The 16,374-nt window shown below is 38.2% G+C and carries 15 protein-coding genes; 14 read left to right on the forward strand and 1 reads right to left on the reverse strand.

Annotation, left to right across the window (positions count from 1 at the left end):
* The first annotated feature begins 20 nt into the window (after positions 1-20).
* Complete coding sequence (locus tag AC04QZ_RS12975; protein WP_478358088.1) at positions 21-974, forward strand: Smr/MutS family protein; 954 nt, start codon at positions 21-23, stop codon at positions 972-974.
* 138 nt (positions 975-1,112) lie between these two features.
* Here AC04QZ_RS12975 and AC04QZ_RS12980 read toward each other — a convergent pair whose 3' ends face one another.
* Complete coding sequence (locus tag AC04QZ_RS12980) at positions 1,113-1,811, reverse strand: pirin family protein (RefSeq protein ID WP_478358089.1); 699 nt, start codon at positions 1,809-1,811, stop codon at positions 1,113-1,115.
* Positions 1,812-1,972: 161 nt separating this feature from the next.
* On the opposite strand from AC04QZ_RS12980, the gene AC04QZ_RS12985 reads away from it, so the two are divergent.
* The 13 genes from AC04QZ_RS12985 to AC04QZ_RS13045 all read left to right on the forward strand — a co-directional run bounded on the left by AC04QZ_RS12985 (position 1,973) and on the right by AC04QZ_RS13045 (position 16,350).
* A complete protein-coding gene (locus AC04QZ_RS12985; protein ID WP_145954299.1) occupies positions 1,973-2,341 on the forward strand; it encodes a hypothetical protein in 369 nt (122 codons plus the stop codon).
* A 138-nt stretch (positions 2,342-2,479) separates the two neighbouring features.
* Positions 2,480-5,956 (forward strand): preprotein translocase subunit SecA, encoded by a 3,477-nt coding sequence (locus tag AC04QZ_RS12990; RefSeq protein WP_086548930.1) that lies wholly within the window; start codon positions 2,480-2,482, stop codon positions 5,954-5,956.
* Between the two features lie 202 nt (positions 5,957-6,158).
* Entirely contained in the window at positions 6,159-6,386 is a 228-nt protein-coding gene (locus tag AC04QZ_RS12995) for a hypothetical protein (RefSeq protein ID WP_478358090.1), read from the forward strand.
* Positions 6,371-6,679, forward strand: coding sequence for a type II toxin-antitoxin system RelE/ParE family toxin (locus tag AC04QZ_RS13000; RefSeq protein ID WP_478358091.1), 309 nt, complete (start codon positions 6,371-6,373; stop codon positions 6,677-6,679). Before AC04QZ_RS12995 ends, AC04QZ_RS13000 begins: the two co-directional genes overlap by 16 nt.
* A 119-nt stretch (positions 6,680-6,798) precedes the next feature.
* Positions 6,799-7,242: an SPOR domain-containing protein gene (locus AC04QZ_RS13005; RefSeq protein WP_086548933.1), complete on the forward strand. Its 444-nt coding sequence runs from the start codon at positions 6,799-6,801 to the stop codon at positions 7,240-7,242.
* Complete coding sequence (locus AC04QZ_RS13010) at positions 7,229-8,413, forward strand: M20 metallopeptidase family protein (protein ID WP_478358092.1); 1,185 nt, start codon at positions 7,229-7,231, stop codon at positions 8,411-8,413. Before AC04QZ_RS13005 ends, AC04QZ_RS13010 begins: the two co-directional genes overlap by 14 nt.
* Positions 8,414-8,529: 116 nt before the next feature.
* Positions 8,530-9,471 carry a hypothetical protein gene (locus tag AC04QZ_RS13015; RefSeq protein WP_478358093.1) on the forward strand — a complete coding sequence of 314 codons (942 nt, stop codon included), beginning with the start codon at positions 8,530-8,532 and terminating at the stop codon, positions 9,469-9,471.
* Positions 9,472-9,724: 253 nt separating this feature from the next.
* The gene (locus tag AC04QZ_RS13020) at positions 9,725-11,293 is read left to right on the forward strand and encodes a serine hydrolase (protein WP_478358094.1); all 1,569 of its coding nucleotides are present in this window, start codon (positions 9,725-9,727) and stop codon (positions 11,291-11,293) included.
* Positions 11,294-11,310: 17 nt separating this feature from the next.
* Positions 11,311-11,970: an SGNH/GDSL hydrolase family protein gene (locus AC04QZ_RS13025; RefSeq protein ID WP_086548937.1), complete on the forward strand. Its 660-nt coding sequence runs from the start codon at positions 11,311-11,313 to the stop codon at positions 11,968-11,970.
* An 83-nt stretch (positions 11,971-12,053) separates the two neighbouring features.
* Positions 12,054-12,353, forward strand: a complete 300-nt coding sequence (locus tag AC04QZ_RS13030) for a GIY-YIG nuclease family protein (RefSeq protein ID WP_478358095.1) — start codon at positions 12,054-12,056, stop codon at positions 12,351-12,353.
* Positions 12,354-12,655: 302 nt separating this feature from the next.
* Positions 12,656-14,635 (forward strand): DNA primase, encoded by a 1,980-nt coding sequence (dnaG, locus tag AC04QZ_RS13035; RefSeq protein WP_478358096.1) that lies wholly within the window; start codon positions 12,656-12,658, stop codon positions 14,633-14,635.
* Positions 14,636-14,924: 289 nt separating this feature from the next.
* The gene (locus AC04QZ_RS13040) at positions 14,925-15,290 is read left to right on the forward strand and encodes a YraN family protein (protein ID WP_478358097.1); all 366 of its coding nucleotides are present in this window, start codon (positions 14,925-14,927) and stop codon (positions 15,288-15,290) included.
* A complete protein-coding gene (locus AC04QZ_RS13045; protein ID WP_478358098.1) occupies positions 15,268-16,350 on the forward strand; it encodes a glutaminyl-peptide cyclotransferase in 1,083 nt (360 codons plus the stop codon). Before AC04QZ_RS13040 ends, AC04QZ_RS13045 begins: the two co-directional genes overlap by 23 nt.
* Positions 16,351-16,374: the final 24 nt, after the last annotated feature.

The raw sequence follows: 16,374 nt of genomic DNA on the forward strand, positions 1-16,374 counted from the left end.
CCTTTACAAAAAAATAAGAGATGAAGTTTAAACTGGGAGATTTTGTGCGTTTTGTTGATGAAAAACGTGAAGGTTATGTAACCAAGATTATTGACTTCCAAACTTTGGGCGTTACCGATGAAGATGGTTTCGAAATACCAGTTGCGGTGAGTAATTTAACTTCCGTACATGGTCATGGTGTAGTAGCAGAAGAGTTGGATGCGCCAAAACCCATTCAGGTAAATATCCCCAGCATTAGCAAAATCGAAAACGGCATTTATGTTGCAGTCGCTACCGATGACAAGGCCGGTAATGTGGTGCATTTCCACCTGCAAAACCACTCGCCAAATGTTTTACTGGTAAGTTTAACCACCGAGCGGAAAGAAAAATATGCAGGTGCTTATCATGGCATAATCGAATCGCATGCCTCGGCTTTAGTTTACTCTGCTTCCCTGGCTGATCTTGATCTTTGGCCTGAATTTAATTTTCAGGTTTTAGTGTTTAGCAAAGCCGATGTTAAACCTATCGATCCATTGGTGATCCGCAAGAAGTTTAGGGCAAAAGATTTTAGTACCGAACAAAAGGAGTTGCCTCAGTTGAGAAACAAAGGTTGGCTGATCCGCCTGGACGATCTGGTTCCGGTAAGCATCGATCCACAGAAACTAAAGGAAAGTTTTTTCAAATCAACTGAGGAGAAAAAAACGGTAGCAGCGCCACAAAAAGAAATCGATCTGCACATCGAAAAGCTAAGAGATGATCATCATTTTTTAGAAGCTGATGAAATGTTGCATATACAGATTAATCATTTTCAAACGGCGATGGATGCCGCTGTTGTGCATCATTTCGATAAGATTGTTTTTATTCATGGTTCAGGTAACGGTACCTTGAGAGATAAAATCCATAAACTGATCAGTAAAAATCCACATGTAAAAACATACATGGATGCGCGGAAAGAAAAATTTGGTTACGGGGCAACAGAAGTGGTGTTTAAGTAATACAGGAGGGAAGATGTGAGATGGATGATGGAACGGAGCATTTCTCATGCGGTCCGTCACAGATGAATTGTCATCCCGAGCCTGTCGAAGGACTCAGTGGTAATCTTCTAAAAATCTGCGGGGGAAATCTAAGCTCCTTTAAGAAGTTGCGATCAACTCCAAAACCACCACAATGGCATTATCGCTCAACGCTTCCAGCTTTACCTGCTTAACATCCCAGAGCGCTAAGCCGTCTCTTGTGTGCATCAAGCGGCCTTCAATTTCGAAAGTACCGTCGATGATAAAAGCATAAAACTGATGGTTTGGGCTTTGCATGTTATAAATCGCCTCTTTCTTGCAAGCGAAGATCCCTGCACTTAATTTAAAAGGTAATTTTGGGTTCGAGATAATTTCGAGCAACTGGTTCAGGTTTTTTTCAAAATCGAAAGCGAAAAGCATTTCGCTTGCCCGCATTAAAAACATATCGGTTTTAATCCCAAACTGCATGTAATTAATCACGTCGTTTTGATAGGGATTGCTGATCTCCAATACTTCACCTTTACCCATGTTCAACACCTGTACTTGCCCGGTTTTTATTGCAAATTCTTTTCCATTGGCAATAATATCAATTCCGCCTGTAATGGGCATAAATATTTGAAGAGAATCTTCTTTACAAAGAAAAAAGGTAACCTTTCCGCCAACTATCGATTCATCATTGCATAAAAATAAGGGGCCAAAAGCTTCTTTATGCGCACGGTAATACTTTTCGAAGTTAAAGGTGCTGTACCTTCTTAATGCCGAAGTTTCAGTCAAGCCCCGCTCATTGGCTAAAAAATATCTTTCAGAGGTGTCCATCATTAATCAGCGTTTTTCTATAGGGCATAAAATTAAAAAAGACCCTAAGAAATCCGAACGTCTTTTTGAAATAAAACAATTATTAGGAGCGTACTGAGCTTTTACATTCAATTTAAATATAAGATTGAATCCTGTTAAAAAGCAAAAGCGAAAAATCCGGGAAATTGAGGTACGCTTTTTGCGATGATGTAATTTCTTTTTATAAAAGATTAAAACTAGCTTTGCCGCAATTAATGAAACACCTGGTTACCATATCGCTTGTATTTTTTAGCTTAACACATTTGGCAAAAGCCGAACGCGTTGAAGGGCTAAGGATATTAAACGAGTATTGTAATGAGCATAATATCAGCGTTAATGCAAGTGGCAAAGCCTCGGTTCAACTGAATGAAGACCGTAACCCTTATTTATTATCATACACCACATTAGCTTTAATCGGAACCCAATCCCAGTTAAAAGTTACAAAATATGTGAGTGTAAATCAGGTAATAGCTGATTTAACAATCAGGAAAAAACCGAAAAATAACAGCCCCTAATTTTTTTCTGAAAGGTCTTTTTAGAAGATTTTAAGCCCCATTGATACCAGCAACTGCCAAACTGACTTAAGAAAGACAAATGGCTTGGTTGTTGTAACACACCATTTTTTAATAATAAATACGATTTAAAATATTATAATGTTAGGATTTTTAGCGAAGGTTTTCGGAAGTAAATCAGAAAGAGATATAAAGGCTATTCAGCCATTGGTTGTTAAAATTAACGAACACTACAGTAAACTGTCTGCGCTTAGCAACGACGAGTTACGTGGTAAAACCACCGAATTTAAAGACAAGATTTCGGCTTTTTTAACCGATATTGATGAGAAAATTTCAGCACTAAAAGCTGAAGCAGAGAGCGAAGATTTAGATCTTCACCAAAAAACAGCTATTTATGATCAGGTTGATGCTTTAGGTAAAGACCGCGATACAGAATTAGAAAAAGTACTTTTGGAAATCCTTCCGGAAGCATTTGCTGTAGTGAAAGAAACTTCACGTCGTTTAAGCGAAAATGATTATTTAGAGGTTACTGCAACGCAGTTTGATAGAGATTACGCAGCAAGAAAAAACAATGTTAAAATTGTTGGCGATAAAGCGCAATGGGCTAACAAATGGGATGCTGCAGGAACTGAAGTAGCCTGGAACATGGTACACTACGATGTACAGTTAATTGGTGGTATTGTATTACACAGCGGTAAAATTGCCGAGATGGCTACCGGTGAGGGTAAAACCCTGGTAAGTACACTACCGGCTTATTTAAATGCATTGGCCGGACAAGGTGTACACATCGTTACCGTGAATGATTACCTGGCCCGTCGTGATAGTGAGTGGAATGGTCCATTATTCGAGTTTCATGGCTTAACTGTTGATTGTATTGATAAACATGAGCCAAACTCTGAAGAAAGAAGAAAAGCTTATGCCGCAGATATTACTTACGGAACCAATAATGAGTTCGGTTTTGATTACCTGCGTGACAATATGTCGCAGACACCTGATCAATTGGTACAGCGCAAGCAGCATTTTGCAATGGTGGATGAGGTCGATTCAGTTTTAATTGATGATGCCCGTACACCTTTAATTATTTCTGGTCCGATTCCACGTGGCGATGAACATGAGTTTTATGAATTAAAACCGCGTATCGAACGTTTAGTAAATGCACAAAAAGCTTATGTAACGCAAGCATTAAACGAAGCGAAAAAATTAATCAACGCAGGGAACAGCGGAACCGAAGAAGGTGAAGGTGGTTTAGCCTTATTGCGTGCATACCGTGGTTTGCCAAAAAACAAAGCTTTAATTAAATTTTTAAGTGAAAGCGGTGTTCGAGGTTTATTGTTGAAAACCGAAAACCACTACATGGCAGATCAATCTAAGAATATGCCTAAGGTAGATTCTGAATTGTATTTCTATATCGATGAGAAAAATAACCAGGTTGAATTAACTGAAAAAGGTATCGAACTGATTACACAATCAGGTGAAGATCCACATTTCTTCGTATTACCTGATGTAGGTACTGAAGTTGCAGACTTAGAGAAGTCTGATCTGCCTTTAGAAGAAAAGGTTGTTCAGAAAGATGCTTTAATGCGCGATTATTCTGTTAAAGCAGAACGGATCCACTCGGTTAACCAGTTGTTAAAAGCTTATACTTTATTCGAAATTGATGTAGAGTACATCATCGATGAAGGAAAAATTAAAATTGTTGATGAGCAAACTGGCCGTATTATGGATGGCCGTCGTTACTCTGACGGTTTACACCAGGCCATTGAGGCTAAAGAAAATGTAAAGGTTGAGGATGCTACCCAAACCTATGCAACCGTAACCTTGCAAAATTATTTCCGTATGTACCACAAACTTTGCGGTATGACGGGTACAGCAACAACAGAAGCTGGCGAGTTTTGGTCGATCTATAAATTAGATGTGGTTGAAATTCCAACCAACAGAAATATTTCCAGAAAAGATGAGCAGGATTACGTTTACCGTACCGTTCGTGAAAAATATAACGCAGTTGCTTCTGAAATTCAGTTCCTTGTTTTCCCGTATTCTCATTACGAAACAGAATACGAACTGGATAAAGAAGGAAATCCTAAACTAAAAGATGGCAAACCGGTAATTAAATACGATCCAACAGGTAGGGCTGTGCCTAAGCTTGATGCTAAAGGTGCGTTGATCCCTGCGGTTAATCCTCAAACCGGTCAATTAGAGCCGCAAGCTGGTCGCCCGGTATTGGTGGGTACAACATCTGTAGAGATTTCTGAGTTGTTAAGCCGTATGCTTAAGCTTCGCGGAATTAAACACAATGTATTAAATGCGAAAATGCACCAGAAAGAGGCCGATATCGTTGCCGAAGCTGGTCAGGCCGGAACCGTAACCATTGCAACCAACATGGCTGGTCGTGGTACCGATATTAAATTGGGTGCGGGTGTTAAAGAAGCTGGTGGTTTAGCAATTGTGGGTACTGAACGTCACGAGTCTCGTCGTGTAGACAGACAGTTACGTGGTCGTGCTGGTCGTCAGGGCGATCCGGGTTCATCTCAGTTCTTCGTTTCATTAGAAGATAACTTAATGCGTTTATTTGGTTCAGAGCGTATTTCTGGTATCATGGTGCGTATGGGTATCGAAGATGGTGAAGTAATCCAGCACTCGATGATCACCAAATCTATTGAACGTGCACAGAAAAAAGTAGAAGAAAATAACTTTGGTATCCGTAAACGTTTGTTAGAGTACGATGATGTAATGAACTCACAACGTACCGTAATTTACGCTAAACGTAAAAACGCTTTATTTGGCGAACGTTTAGATGTGGATATGAACAATATGGTTTTCGATGTTGCTGAAGATATTGTAAGCGAATATAAACAGGAAGGTAATTTCGACGGTTTCAAACTCGAAGTAATCAAAAACTTTTCTTTAGATACAGCCATTACCGAAAAAGAATTTACTTCAACCAGTATTCCTCAGTTAACTGAAAGGTTATTTGAAGAAGCAGAAGCTTTTTATGCACGTAAATCTGAAGCGATTATCCAGCAATCATTACCGGTTTTAACACAGGTTTACCAGGAACGTGGCGAGCACATCGAACAGATTGTGGTTCCGTTTACCGATGGTATCCGTGGTATTCAGGTAGCAGTTGATTTGAAGAAAGCCATCGATAACAAAGGAAAAGAAGTAGTTCGTTCATTCGAAAAAACCATTGTTTTAGCTTTAATCGATGATAGCTGGAAAGAGCATTTACGCGAAATGGACGATTTGAAACAATCGGTACAAAACGCAGTTTACGAACAAAAAGATCCATTGGTAATTTATAAAATGGAAGCTTTCAATTTGTTTAAAAACATGCTTAATGCCGTAAATAAAGAGGTCGTTAGTTTCTTATATAAAGGTGGTATCCCGGTTCAGCAAGAACCAGATCAAGTTAGAGAAGCACCAGCTCCGGTAAAACAACCGAAGTTGCAAACAACCAAACAAGAGTTTGGCAGAGAAGAGCCAGGTATCGAGTTTGGTGATACACGCGAGGCTGTTCCACAACAACCAATCCGTAAGGAAGCAACAGTTGGCAGAAATGAACCATGCCCATGCGGTAGCGGTAAAAAATATAAAAACTGCCACGGCGCTAATTTATAAGCTAAAAATATAATTGCTTATCGAGCCCCAACAAATGTTGGGGCTTTTTTTATAACTAAATTTTTAATTCTCAAATTAACACCTATATTTAGTAACGGTCAGTTCGAAATTGGTAGGCAATTTCATTCCGAGAGGAATCCGGCTTTTTACGTTGACATCTTAACGACTTGATATCAAGATATATTTTCGGTATTTTTGATTTATGGAAACAATAACAATAAAAATTCCTGATCAAAACAACTCAGTTGTTAAACAAATGCTAAAAGATTTTGGTGTTACTATTCTTGAAACTTCGGCAAAAGATAAACACTTAGAATTGTCTCCCGAACAACAACAAGAAATTATTTCATCCCAACAACAAATTGATAATGGTCTGTTTGTAACACAATCAGATCTGGATGATGAAATAAATAAATGGCTAAAGAAATAATCTGGTCTCATAAGGCAAAAATTAAACTTTATTTCATACTTGAATTTTATGCCAATAGAAATGGGAATAAAAAATATTCTGCTAAACTTTATAAAAGGTTTAATAAAGAAATCAAACTCGTAATTAAGAATCCGAACTTAGGGATTCAGTTTTCAGATCCAAATATTAGGGGTTTGATTATTTTCGATTTTATTATATTTTATGAGACTAGTGATACTCAAATCATTATTCACACCATTTGGCAAACACATCAAAACCCAGATAAATTAATTGTTGAAATACCCGCACGCTAAACTATTTGCTTAACCCATAAAGAATGCCGATTTTTGCAACGATTTCGGCATTCTTGTTGTTAAGAAGAAAGGAGATGATATTTTATTCATCTGCTCACTAAATGCCGGGGTTTTTACACATGAAAATAATATTAACTTTTATAAGCTGTTTGTTCCTTTTTACTACTGCTTTTGCACAAAAAGGAGAGGTAACGGTTATAAAAGATCCTTTAATCGATAGTTTAATTGCTAAACGTTTGGAAGTTTATAAAACTTCTGGCGAGGTAAAACCCGGAAAACCGATTGTTTCGGCTTATGGTTACCGCGTACAAATTTTTTATGGCTCAGACCGGCGAGAAGTTTTTAGTGAACAAGCCAGGTTTAAAGGTCTTTATCCTAAATTAAATACCTATCTCGTTTATAAAGAACCCAACTATTATGTGCGCGTGGGCGATTTTAGAACGCGGCTGGAAGCACAACGCCTCATAAACGAGCTCAGACCAAATTTCCCGACATTGTTTATTTTTAGGGAGAAAATTAATGCACCAAGTTTAGATACCACCACAAGTAATGATCAAAAATAAAATCCAAGAACTGGCCAGCAACATTTTTAATGATGTAGTAGGCTATCGTCAACATATCCATGCCAATCCCGAATTATCTTTCAAAGAGTTCGAAACTTCATTGTTCATCAAGGATAAATTAACAAAATGGGGCATTGAATATACCGACTGTGCCAATACTGGTGTGGTAGGTTTAATTAAAGGTAACCTGCCCTCCGATCAGGTAATTGCCTTACGTGCGGATATGGATGCTTTACCGATCCATGAAACCAATGATAAACCTTATCGTTCTAAAAACCATGGCGTAATGCATGCCTGCGGACATGATGTGCATACCTCTTCGCTTTTAGGAACAGCACATATTTTAAACCAGCTAAAAGATGAATTTGGAGGAACAATTAAACTGATCTTCCAGCCAGCCGAAGAATTACTGCCGGGTGGAGCAAGTATCATGATTAAAGAAGGTGTATTGGAGAATCCAAAGCCTAATGCTATCGTTGGTCAGCATGTAATGCCATTAATTGATGCCGGTAAAGTAGGTTTCCGTTCAGGTATTTACATGGCCTCAACCGATGAGTTATATGTTACCGTTACCGGAAAAGGCGGTCATGGTGCACAACCTCATCAAAATATCGATCCGGTTTTAATCGCATCACATATTATTGTTGCCCTGCAGCAAATTGTTAGCCGTAATGCCGATCCACGTTTACCATCCGTTCTTTCTTTCGGTAAAGTAATTGCCAACGGAGCGACCAATGTAATTCCAAGCGAGGTAAAAATCGAAGGTACATTTAGAACCCTGGATGAAAACTGGAGAGATGAAGCACACAAACGCATGAAAAAAATGGCCGAAGGAATGGCCGAAAGCATGGGTGGAAGTTGCGATTTTGATATCCACAGAGGTTATCCGTTTTTAATCAATGAAGAAAAACTAACCGCAAACGCGAGGGCTTTCGCCGAAGATTTTTTAGGCAAAGAAAATGTGGTTGATTTAGATATCTGGATGGCTGCCGAAGACTTTTCTTTCTACTCGCAGGTAACAGATGCCTGTTTTTATCGTTTAGGTACTGGGAATGCAGCAAAAGATACGCAATATTCGGTACATACCCCAAGATTTGATATTGATGAAGATGCTTTGAAAATATCCACAGGATTAATGGCTTATATTGCTTTAAAACAACTAGGGAATTAATGATGTAAGGTGAAGGATGTAAGATGGACAACGGCGTTTAATCAACCATAAGACATCTTACATAACACATTTTCCATGATCCATCGTCCATTTTCATTTTACCTATTCCATTTTCCATGAAAAAAGTACTTTTTCTTTTACTGTTAATATCGCTCTTTAATAAAGGTTTTACTCAGGAAATCAACCGTTTTAATCCTGATACCATTAAAACCATTACACTCGATTCGGCAGTAAATATTAAGGCCGAAAAGTTGAATGTCGAAACTTTCATCAGAAAGGTTATGTACGATACTTCTTTTTATCAGTCGTTTAGGGATATGAAACGTTATACTTTTATCGCTGAAAACAGGATTTATAGTTATGACAAAAAGAATAAGGTGGATGGAAAAATTTACCGCAAAATCCGTCATAATAACAGCGGACCTTATAAAATGGAATACCTGGTAAAGCAGGATACCGGTAAGATTTACAAGAAAAACGGTAAATACCAGTTGTATACCGTAGAAATGTTCGATTACATTTTTATGAATGCTTACAATACTGATTTTGTACCGAATGCGCCAAAACCTGACGGAAAGGGTGGAACAAACGAAAGTTATAAAGACAAACTGAAAACATTAATCTTCAATCCCGGTCGTCCGGTAAAAGTTCCTTTTATTGGCAGCAAAACCGAAATATTTTCGGCTAATATGCGCCAGTATTACGATTATGGTTTCACCAGTGGTACTTATCTCGATTCTATTCCCGTGTATCGATTCAAGGTTTCTGTAAAACCTGATTTAAGTAGCTGGACAAAAGATGGCATCATGATCAAAGAGCTGGTTACCATTTTTGATAAACGGAATTTTAACATTTTGGGTCGTTATGTCGACATGAAATACAGCAATATGCTGTTCGATTTTGATGTACAAATGAATATAGAAATGGGCTATTTCGGAGAGGATAAATTACCAACCAAAATTACTTACCAGGGTAACTGGGATTATCCTTTCAAAAAAGAAGAAAGGGCAAGTTTTTTAATCGTACATAAAGATTATAAACTCGAAAAGGGCAAATAAGGATTTGAGGCAAAGCCGTCGTCATCCTGACCTGTAGCGCATTGGAAAGCTACGCAGTATATTTCTTTCAGGTTCTATTTTGCATGAAGATGCTGACCACGTAGTAGCTACAAGGCAATTGAAAACACTATTCTACTTGTAAAATGAATTCAGCATGATCGCGTTGAGATGAGGGGATGAAAATTAATCATTGAGAATAAATATTAATCGAATTCAGGTTATTATCTTTAAACGATTATTTAAACCGATCAATATGCAACTCTTTTCTTCCTTGAAATTTAAAATATCATTTGCTTTAGTATTGTTTACGGGCATTTATGTGCACGCACAGGTATTGTCGTCGAAGCAAATCGATAGTGTGGTAGAGAAAACGCTGAGTACCTTTAACGTTCCGGGGATTGCAGTTTCTGTAATTAAAGATGGTAAAATTATCCACTTAAAAGGTTATGGAGTAAGCTCCATTAAAACCAATAAAAAAGTTGATGAGCATACCCTTTTTGGTGTGGCATCAAACACGAAGGCTTTCACCGCTGCTGCTTTGGGGATGCTGGTTGATGAAAAGAAAATTACCTGGGACACAAAAGTTACCGATGTAATTCCGGAGTTTAAAATGTACGATGCCTACGTAACCAGCGAATTTACCATCCGCGATCTGCTTACACATCGCAGTGGCCTGGGTTTGGGCGCTGGCGATTTAATGATCTGGCCAGATTCGTCAACTGTAGATAAAAAACAGCTGATCCATAACCTCCGTTATTTAAAACCAGTTTCTTCTTTCCGCACCAAATACGATTACGATAACCTGATGTACATTGTTGCTGGAGATGTGGTAGCAAGAGTTTCAGGGATTACTTATGAAGATTTTATTGAGAGCAGGATTATTAAACCGTTAGGCATGACCAAGACGGCAGCTTCCTGGTACCGTTTAAAAGACAAATCGAATGTGATTGATGGCCATGCACCATATCAGGGCAAACTGTTGCCTGTAGGTTTAAGTTTTGGAGAAATCGCAAATGCCGCTGGCGGGATTTACTCGAACGTTACCGATATGAGCAAGTGGGTGATGGCCATGATCAATGGTGGGAAATACGGCGAAACATTGGATAAGAAATTATTCAGTCCTGCTGTAGCAAGAGAACTTTGGACTCCGCAAACCATTATCGCAGGAGGTAATCCGGCAGCTTTCAGTAGTTATGGTTTAGGCTGGTTTTTAAGTAATGTGAATGGAAATTTCCAGGCGACGCATACTGGTGGGTTATCTGGAATTGTAACACAGGTAACCATTCTTCCTGAAATGAAATTGGGCATTATTGTATTAACCAATCAACAATCGGGTGCGGCATTTAATTCGATTACGAATTCGATTAAAGACGGCTACCTGGGTATTAAAGGACAGGATCGGATTAAAACCTATAACGATAACAGGCTTAAAAACGAAAAACAGGCTGACGAAATGGTGAGCAAAGTTTGGAGTGATATTGCAGCACAGCAAAAACTGTCGGTCGCAAAGCCAGATGCTAAAAATTATTATGGCACTTTTCATGATGCCTGGTTTGGCGATGTAAGCATTAGTGAGGTGAATGGCAAGATGCATTTTCAGGCAAAAAATGCTCCCAAATTAAAAGGTGATATGACTTACTACAAGGGCAACACCTTTATTGTAAAATGGTATGATAGAAGTTTAGATGCCGATGCTTTTGTTAATTTTAGTTTAGATAACAATGCTTTGGCAGATGGGTTTAAAATAGAAGCCATTTCGCCATTAACCGATTTTAGTTTCGATTTTCAGGACCTGGATTTTAAAAGAACCGATAAAAAATAATACTAATCAATTATACAATGAAAACATTATTTAAAACGAGTATTTTACTAAGCTTTTGCTTACTTGCATTAACATCAATGACATTTAAACCAAAACGGATTATCTTCTTTGGCGATTCGATTACCCAACAGGGCCTTTCTAAAAATGGGTATGTAACCCTGATCAAAAAATCGCTTGATTCTACCAAATACGATGTAATCGGGGCTGGGATAGGCGGAAACAAAGTTTACGATTTATACCTGCGTTTAGAAGATGATGTATTAAATAAGAAGCCTGATTTAGTGGTTATTTACGTCGGTATTAATGATGTCTGGCATAAACAATCATCCCATACCGGAACCGATTATGATAAATATTTAAAGTTTTACCAGGCTTTAATCAATAAAATTCAGGGTGTGGGCAGTAAGGTGGTATTGGTTACCCCATCGGTTGTTGGGGAGAAAAAAGATGGTACCAATGAGTTAGATGCCGATTTAAATAAATATGCAGAAGGGATAAGAACATTAGCCGCAAAAAATAATCTTCCTGTATGCGATTTGAGGAAAATTTTTGCAGAATATGAAGCGAAAAATAATCCCGAAGATAAAGAAAAAGGCATTTTAACCGTTGATCGAGTACACTTAAACGAAACGGGTAATAAATTGGTTGCTGATCAGTTATTACCTTTGGTGAAGTAGAACACATTCGTCATTGCGAACCGAAGAAGGGGATTGTGCAATGGAGTGAAGCAATCTTTCCAGTTTAACAGATCAAAATAATAATGGAAAGAGGAGGGACCGTTTACATTATAACTAATTTTACCCATACTACATTATATGTTGGAGTTACTTCAGATTTAATGTTTAGGATAAAAGAGCATAGAGACAAGGAATATCCAAAATCTTTTTCGGCTAAATATAACATGGACAAACTTGTTTATTTTTGTTCTTATGATTCGATAGAGGAAGCAATTGCTGAAGAAAAGAGAATTAAGGGTGGAAGCCGAATAAAGAAGATAAAATTAATAGAATCTATGAATCCCGAGTGGAAGGATTTATGGGAGATAGTGAAAGAATGGTAAATGTCGGTTACGTCATTGCGAACTGAAGAAGGGGATTGTGTGGTGGAGTGAAGCAATCTTTCTTGTTTTGGCGTGATAGAATTGAGTACAGTATAGTATGAAAGATTGCTTCGTCGTACCTCCTCGCAATGACGATCTCTGGCACGTCATTGCGAACTGAAGAAGGGGATTGTGTGGTGGAGTGAAGCAATCTTTCCTGCTTGGTGATAACAAATTGAAAATAAAAATAGTATAAAAGATTGCTTCGTCATGCTTCTCCGAGAAATCGGAGCCAGCTCTCGCAATGACGACAATAACAATATATGATCAACCGCGAAACGATAGATAAGATAATGGATACCGCCCGTATTGAGGAGGTAGTGGGGGATTTTGTGCACTTAAAAAAACGCGGAACCAGTTTAATTGGTAATTGCCCTTTTCATGGCGAAAAAACCCCTTCCTTTCACGTATCCGTAACTAAAGGCATTTACAAGTGTTTTGGTTGTGGTAAAGGAGGCGATTCAGTGCGCTTTATAATGGATCATGAAAAATATTCATATCCGGAAGCACTTAAATTTTTAGCCAATAAATACAATATAGAAGTTGAGGAAGCCGAACTAAGCCCTCAGGATGCCGAAGCACAGAGCGCCAAAGAAAGCCTTTATGTGGTTTCGCAGTATGCCGCTGCATTTTTTGTAAAACAGCTGTGGGAAACCGACGAAGGCAGGGGAATAGGCCTGAGCTATTTTAAAGAACGTGGTTTTAGAGAAGATATCCTGAAGAAATTCGAGGTAGGTTATTCTCCCGATGTGTGGGATGCCATGACCCAGAGCGCAACTAACGCCGGCCATAAATTAGAGTTTTTAGAAGCTACCGGATTATCGATCAAAAACGATAACGGAAAAATTTATGATCGCTTTCGTGGTCGGGTAATGTTTCCGATCCATAACTTTACGGGCAGGATTATCGGTTTTGGTGGTAGAACACTAAAAACAGATAAAAACGTTCCGAAATATGTAAACTCGCCTGAGAGTGAAATTTATCATAAGTCGAATGTACTTTATGGCTTATTTCATGCTAAAAAAGCCATCCGCGATTTGGATAACTGTTACCTGGCAGAAGGCTATGCTGATGTGCTTTCGGTACATCAGGCCGGAATAGAAAACGTGGTGGCCTCTTCGGGTACTTCGCTAACGGTAGAGCAAATTAAACTGATCGGGCGTTTTACCCAGAACATTACCATTTTATTTGATGGCGATGCTGCGGGGATTAAAGCCTCACTTCGTGGTTTGGATATGATTTTGGAAGAAGGCCTGAATGTGAAAATCGTTTCCTTTCCCGATGGCCACGATCCCGATTCTTATATGCACCATGTTGGGGCAGGCGCTTTTAAAACTTATCTCGAACAGAACAGAAAAGATTTTATTCTGTATAAGGCGAATGTGCTGCTTAAAGATGCGGGTAATGATCCGATTAAAAGAGCAGGTATTATCCGTGATATTGTAGAAAGTATTGCCAAAATTCCTGATCCCATTAAGGCTTCTGTTTTTATCCGTGAGTGTAGCAGCTTACTTGAAATCGATGAGCATATTTTACTGAGCGAACTCAATAAAATGCGTTCGGCTAAGCTTAAGAAAAGTTTTGATAATAATCAGCGGGCAAATCCATCAGCAAGTCCGAAACCCTATTCTTCTGGTCCGCCGGAGCCGCTTGGTCCACCCGACGATTTATGGGATGATAGCGCAGGCCCGATGGGTCACGAGGCACCTGTAGAAGAAAATGAACATCAGGAAAAGGAAATTGTACGTTTGTTACTGGCTTTCGGGCACGAATTTGTAAACTGGGATAAAATTGATGATATGTACATCGGTTCATTCATCATGCAGAACCTGAGTGATGTAGAATTTGATGATCCACTTTGTAAAAGAATTATCGATTATTATAAATCAGAAATCGACAACGGCAGATTACCTACATCGAACCATTTTGTTAAACATGAGGATAGGGATATTGCCGATCTGGCCATTACACTTTCAACCTCAGAGTATGCTTTAAGTGAAAACTGGTTAAATAAACACCTTATTTATGTGAAGGATGAATCGATGAATTTAAAAGCCACTATTTTAGGCGGTATTTTTCACCTTAAAAAACGTAAAGTCGAAAAGATATTGATGAACCTGTTGAAAGAGATAAAGGACGAAAAGAACGAGGATAACCAAATGATTTTAATGCAGCGTTATGGCGTAATTAAAGGTGTGGAAAGGGAAATTTCTAAGTTTCTGGGTTCTGTTATTGTTAAGTAATGACTGAATAATTAGTTGCCAGTAATGATCGCTTATCTTTAAGTAATTTTACTTCATACGTTATAATAGTATCGTCACCCTGACCTGTAACGCAGTGGAAAGCTACGAAGTAAATTTATTTCAGGGTCTTAATAGTATGAAAGATGCTGACCAAGAAGTAGCTATTAGACTATTAAAAAACAATAGAAATGGCTAATAAAATAAATTCAGCATGACGGTCAACTTAAATAAGAAGCTAAAAGCAATCATTGTAGTAAAATATTAATCAAACTCCAATATTTAATCACTCATGGCATTTCATAATGATTTAGGTAAAAAAGGAGAAAATATTGCGAAGCAGTATCTGGAGGATAAAGCTTATGAAATCTTAGATGAAAACTGGACCTATGGTAAAGCGGAGGTGGATTTGATTGTTTATAAAAATGGTATCATGGTTTTCGTAGAAGTTAAATCACGTAGCTCGGTTGCTTTTGGCGAACCTGAAGAATTTGTGCACAAAGCCAAGCAAATTCAGATGGAATTAGCCGCTAATGCTTATATTGAAATAATGAACCATCAAAATGATATCCGTTTTGATATTATTGCCATTACATTTACAAAGAATAAAAATTATAATTTAAACCATATAGAAGATGCGTTTTGGCCTGAAGATTAACCCCATTAAAAATTTCCTGTTTATCGGAATTGCACTTGCATTGGTAAGTTCCTGTAAAGACAGTTCTACCACAACTTACCGTAGCTTTCTTTCTCCAATGATTGGACTCAATGTGCCCTCAGGAAGCGAATTTGATGTGAAAGTACAGTTTGGAGCTGAACAAAAAGTAGACTCTGTCGTTTACCTGATCGATACGCTTAAAGTGGCTTCAAAAGCAGATACTTCTGCCATCAAACTTAAAACGGCAGGTTTAAAATTGGGTAATCACCTGTTAACGGCCAAAATATTTGGCGCCGGAAAGTCGGAAGATTTAACCTCGAATATTAATGTATTAGCTGCCCAGGCGCCTGTTGAATATACTTACAAGGTGATTAAAACCTTACCTCACGATACCTCTTCGTATGTAGAAGGTTTAGAATATCATGATGGGTTTTTCTATGAAAGTGCCGGTGATTATGGGCACTCCAGCTTGCGTAAAGTAGAGCCGTCAACCGGTAAAATCCTTCAGAAAACAGATTTGGATAAACAGTATTTTGGAGAAGGCATAACGGTAATCGGCAACAAGATTATTCAATTAACTTACCGCGAGAAAGTTGGCTTTGTATATGATAAAGCAAGCTTTAAAAAACTATCCGAATTTTCATACACCACTGGCAGAGAAGGTTGGGGTCTGGCTTTTGATGGTGAAAAAGTATTGAATACCGATGGCTCGAACACCATCTTTTTCCTGAATAAAGATACCTATCAGAAAATTGGATCAATTGATGTTTTTGATCATAAAGGGCCAATTCAAAATCTGAATGAACTGGAAATTATTGATGGGAAAATTTATGCAAATGTTTATACCACCAATGATATCCTGATTATTAACCCCGAAACTGGTGCTGTGGAAAGCAAGATTGATTTATCGGGATTGTTGCCTGCAGATTATTTTAAAACTGACGATGCAAAGGCCAACAATGTATTAAATGGTATTGCTTACGATAAAGCAACCAAAAGACTTTTTGTTGCCGGTAAAAAATGGCCGCATATTTTTCAGATTGAGTTGATTAAGAAATAGCTAGGATCATACTTATAACAGATT

The organism is Pedobacter folensis, assembly GCF_056490665.1.

What these genes read in the sequence shown, in the direction of transcription:
- AC04QZ_RS12975 (WP_478358088.1), top strand. Translation starts at nt 21, where the DNA reads ATGAAGTTTAAACTGGGAGATTTTGTGCGTTTTGTTGATGAAAAACGT.
- AC04QZ_RS12980 (WP_478358089.1), bottom strand. Translation starts at nt 1,811, where the DNA reads ATGATGGACACCTCTGAAAGATATTTTTTAGCCAATGAGCGGGGCTTG.
- AC04QZ_RS12990 (WP_086548930.1), top strand. Translation starts at nt 2,480, where the DNA reads ATGTTAGGATTTTTAGCGAAGGTTTTCGGAAGTAAATCAGAAAGAGAT.
- AC04QZ_RS12995 (WP_478358090.1), top strand. Translation starts at nt 6,159, where the DNA reads ATGGAAACAATAACAATAAAAATTCCTGATCAAAACAACTCAGTTGTT.
- AC04QZ_RS13000 (WP_478358091.1), top strand. Translation starts at nt 6,371, where the DNA reads ATGGCTAAAGAAATAATCTGGTCTCATAAGGCAAAAATTAAACTTTAT.
- AC04QZ_RS13005 (WP_086548933.1), top strand. Translation starts at nt 6,799, where the DNA reads ATGAAAATAATATTAACTTTTATAAGCTGTTTGTTCCTTTTTACTACT.
- AC04QZ_RS13010 (WP_478358092.1), top strand. Translation starts at nt 7,229, where the DNA reads ATGATCAAAAATAAAATCCAAGAACTGGCCAGCAACATTTTTAATGAT.
- AC04QZ_RS13015 (WP_478358093.1), top strand. Translation starts at nt 8,530, where the DNA reads ATGAAAAAAGTACTTTTTCTTTTACTGTTAATATCGCTCTTTAATAAA.
- AC04QZ_RS13020 (WP_478358094.1), top strand. Translation starts at nt 9,725, where the DNA reads ATGCAACTCTTTTCTTCCTTGAAATTTAAAATATCATTTGCTTTAGTA.
- AC04QZ_RS13025 (WP_086548937.1), top strand. Translation starts at nt 11,311, where the DNA reads ATGAAAACATTATTTAAAACGAGTATTTTACTAAGCTTTTGCTTACTT.
- AC04QZ_RS13030 (WP_478358095.1), top strand. Translation starts at nt 12,054, where the DNA reads ATGGAAAGAGGAGGGACCGTTTACATTATAACTAATTTTACCCATACT.
- dnaG (WP_478358096.1), top strand. Translation starts at nt 12,656, where the DNA reads ATGATCAACCGCGAAACGATAGATAAGATAATGGATACCGCCCGTATT.
- AC04QZ_RS13040 (WP_478358097.1), top strand. Translation starts at nt 14,925, where the DNA reads ATGGCATTTCATAATGATTTAGGTAAAAAAGGAGAAAATATTGCGAAG.
- AC04QZ_RS13045 (WP_478358098.1), top strand. Translation starts at nt 15,268, where the DNA reads ATGCGTTTTGGCCTGAAGATTAACCCCATTAAAAATTTCCTGTTTATC.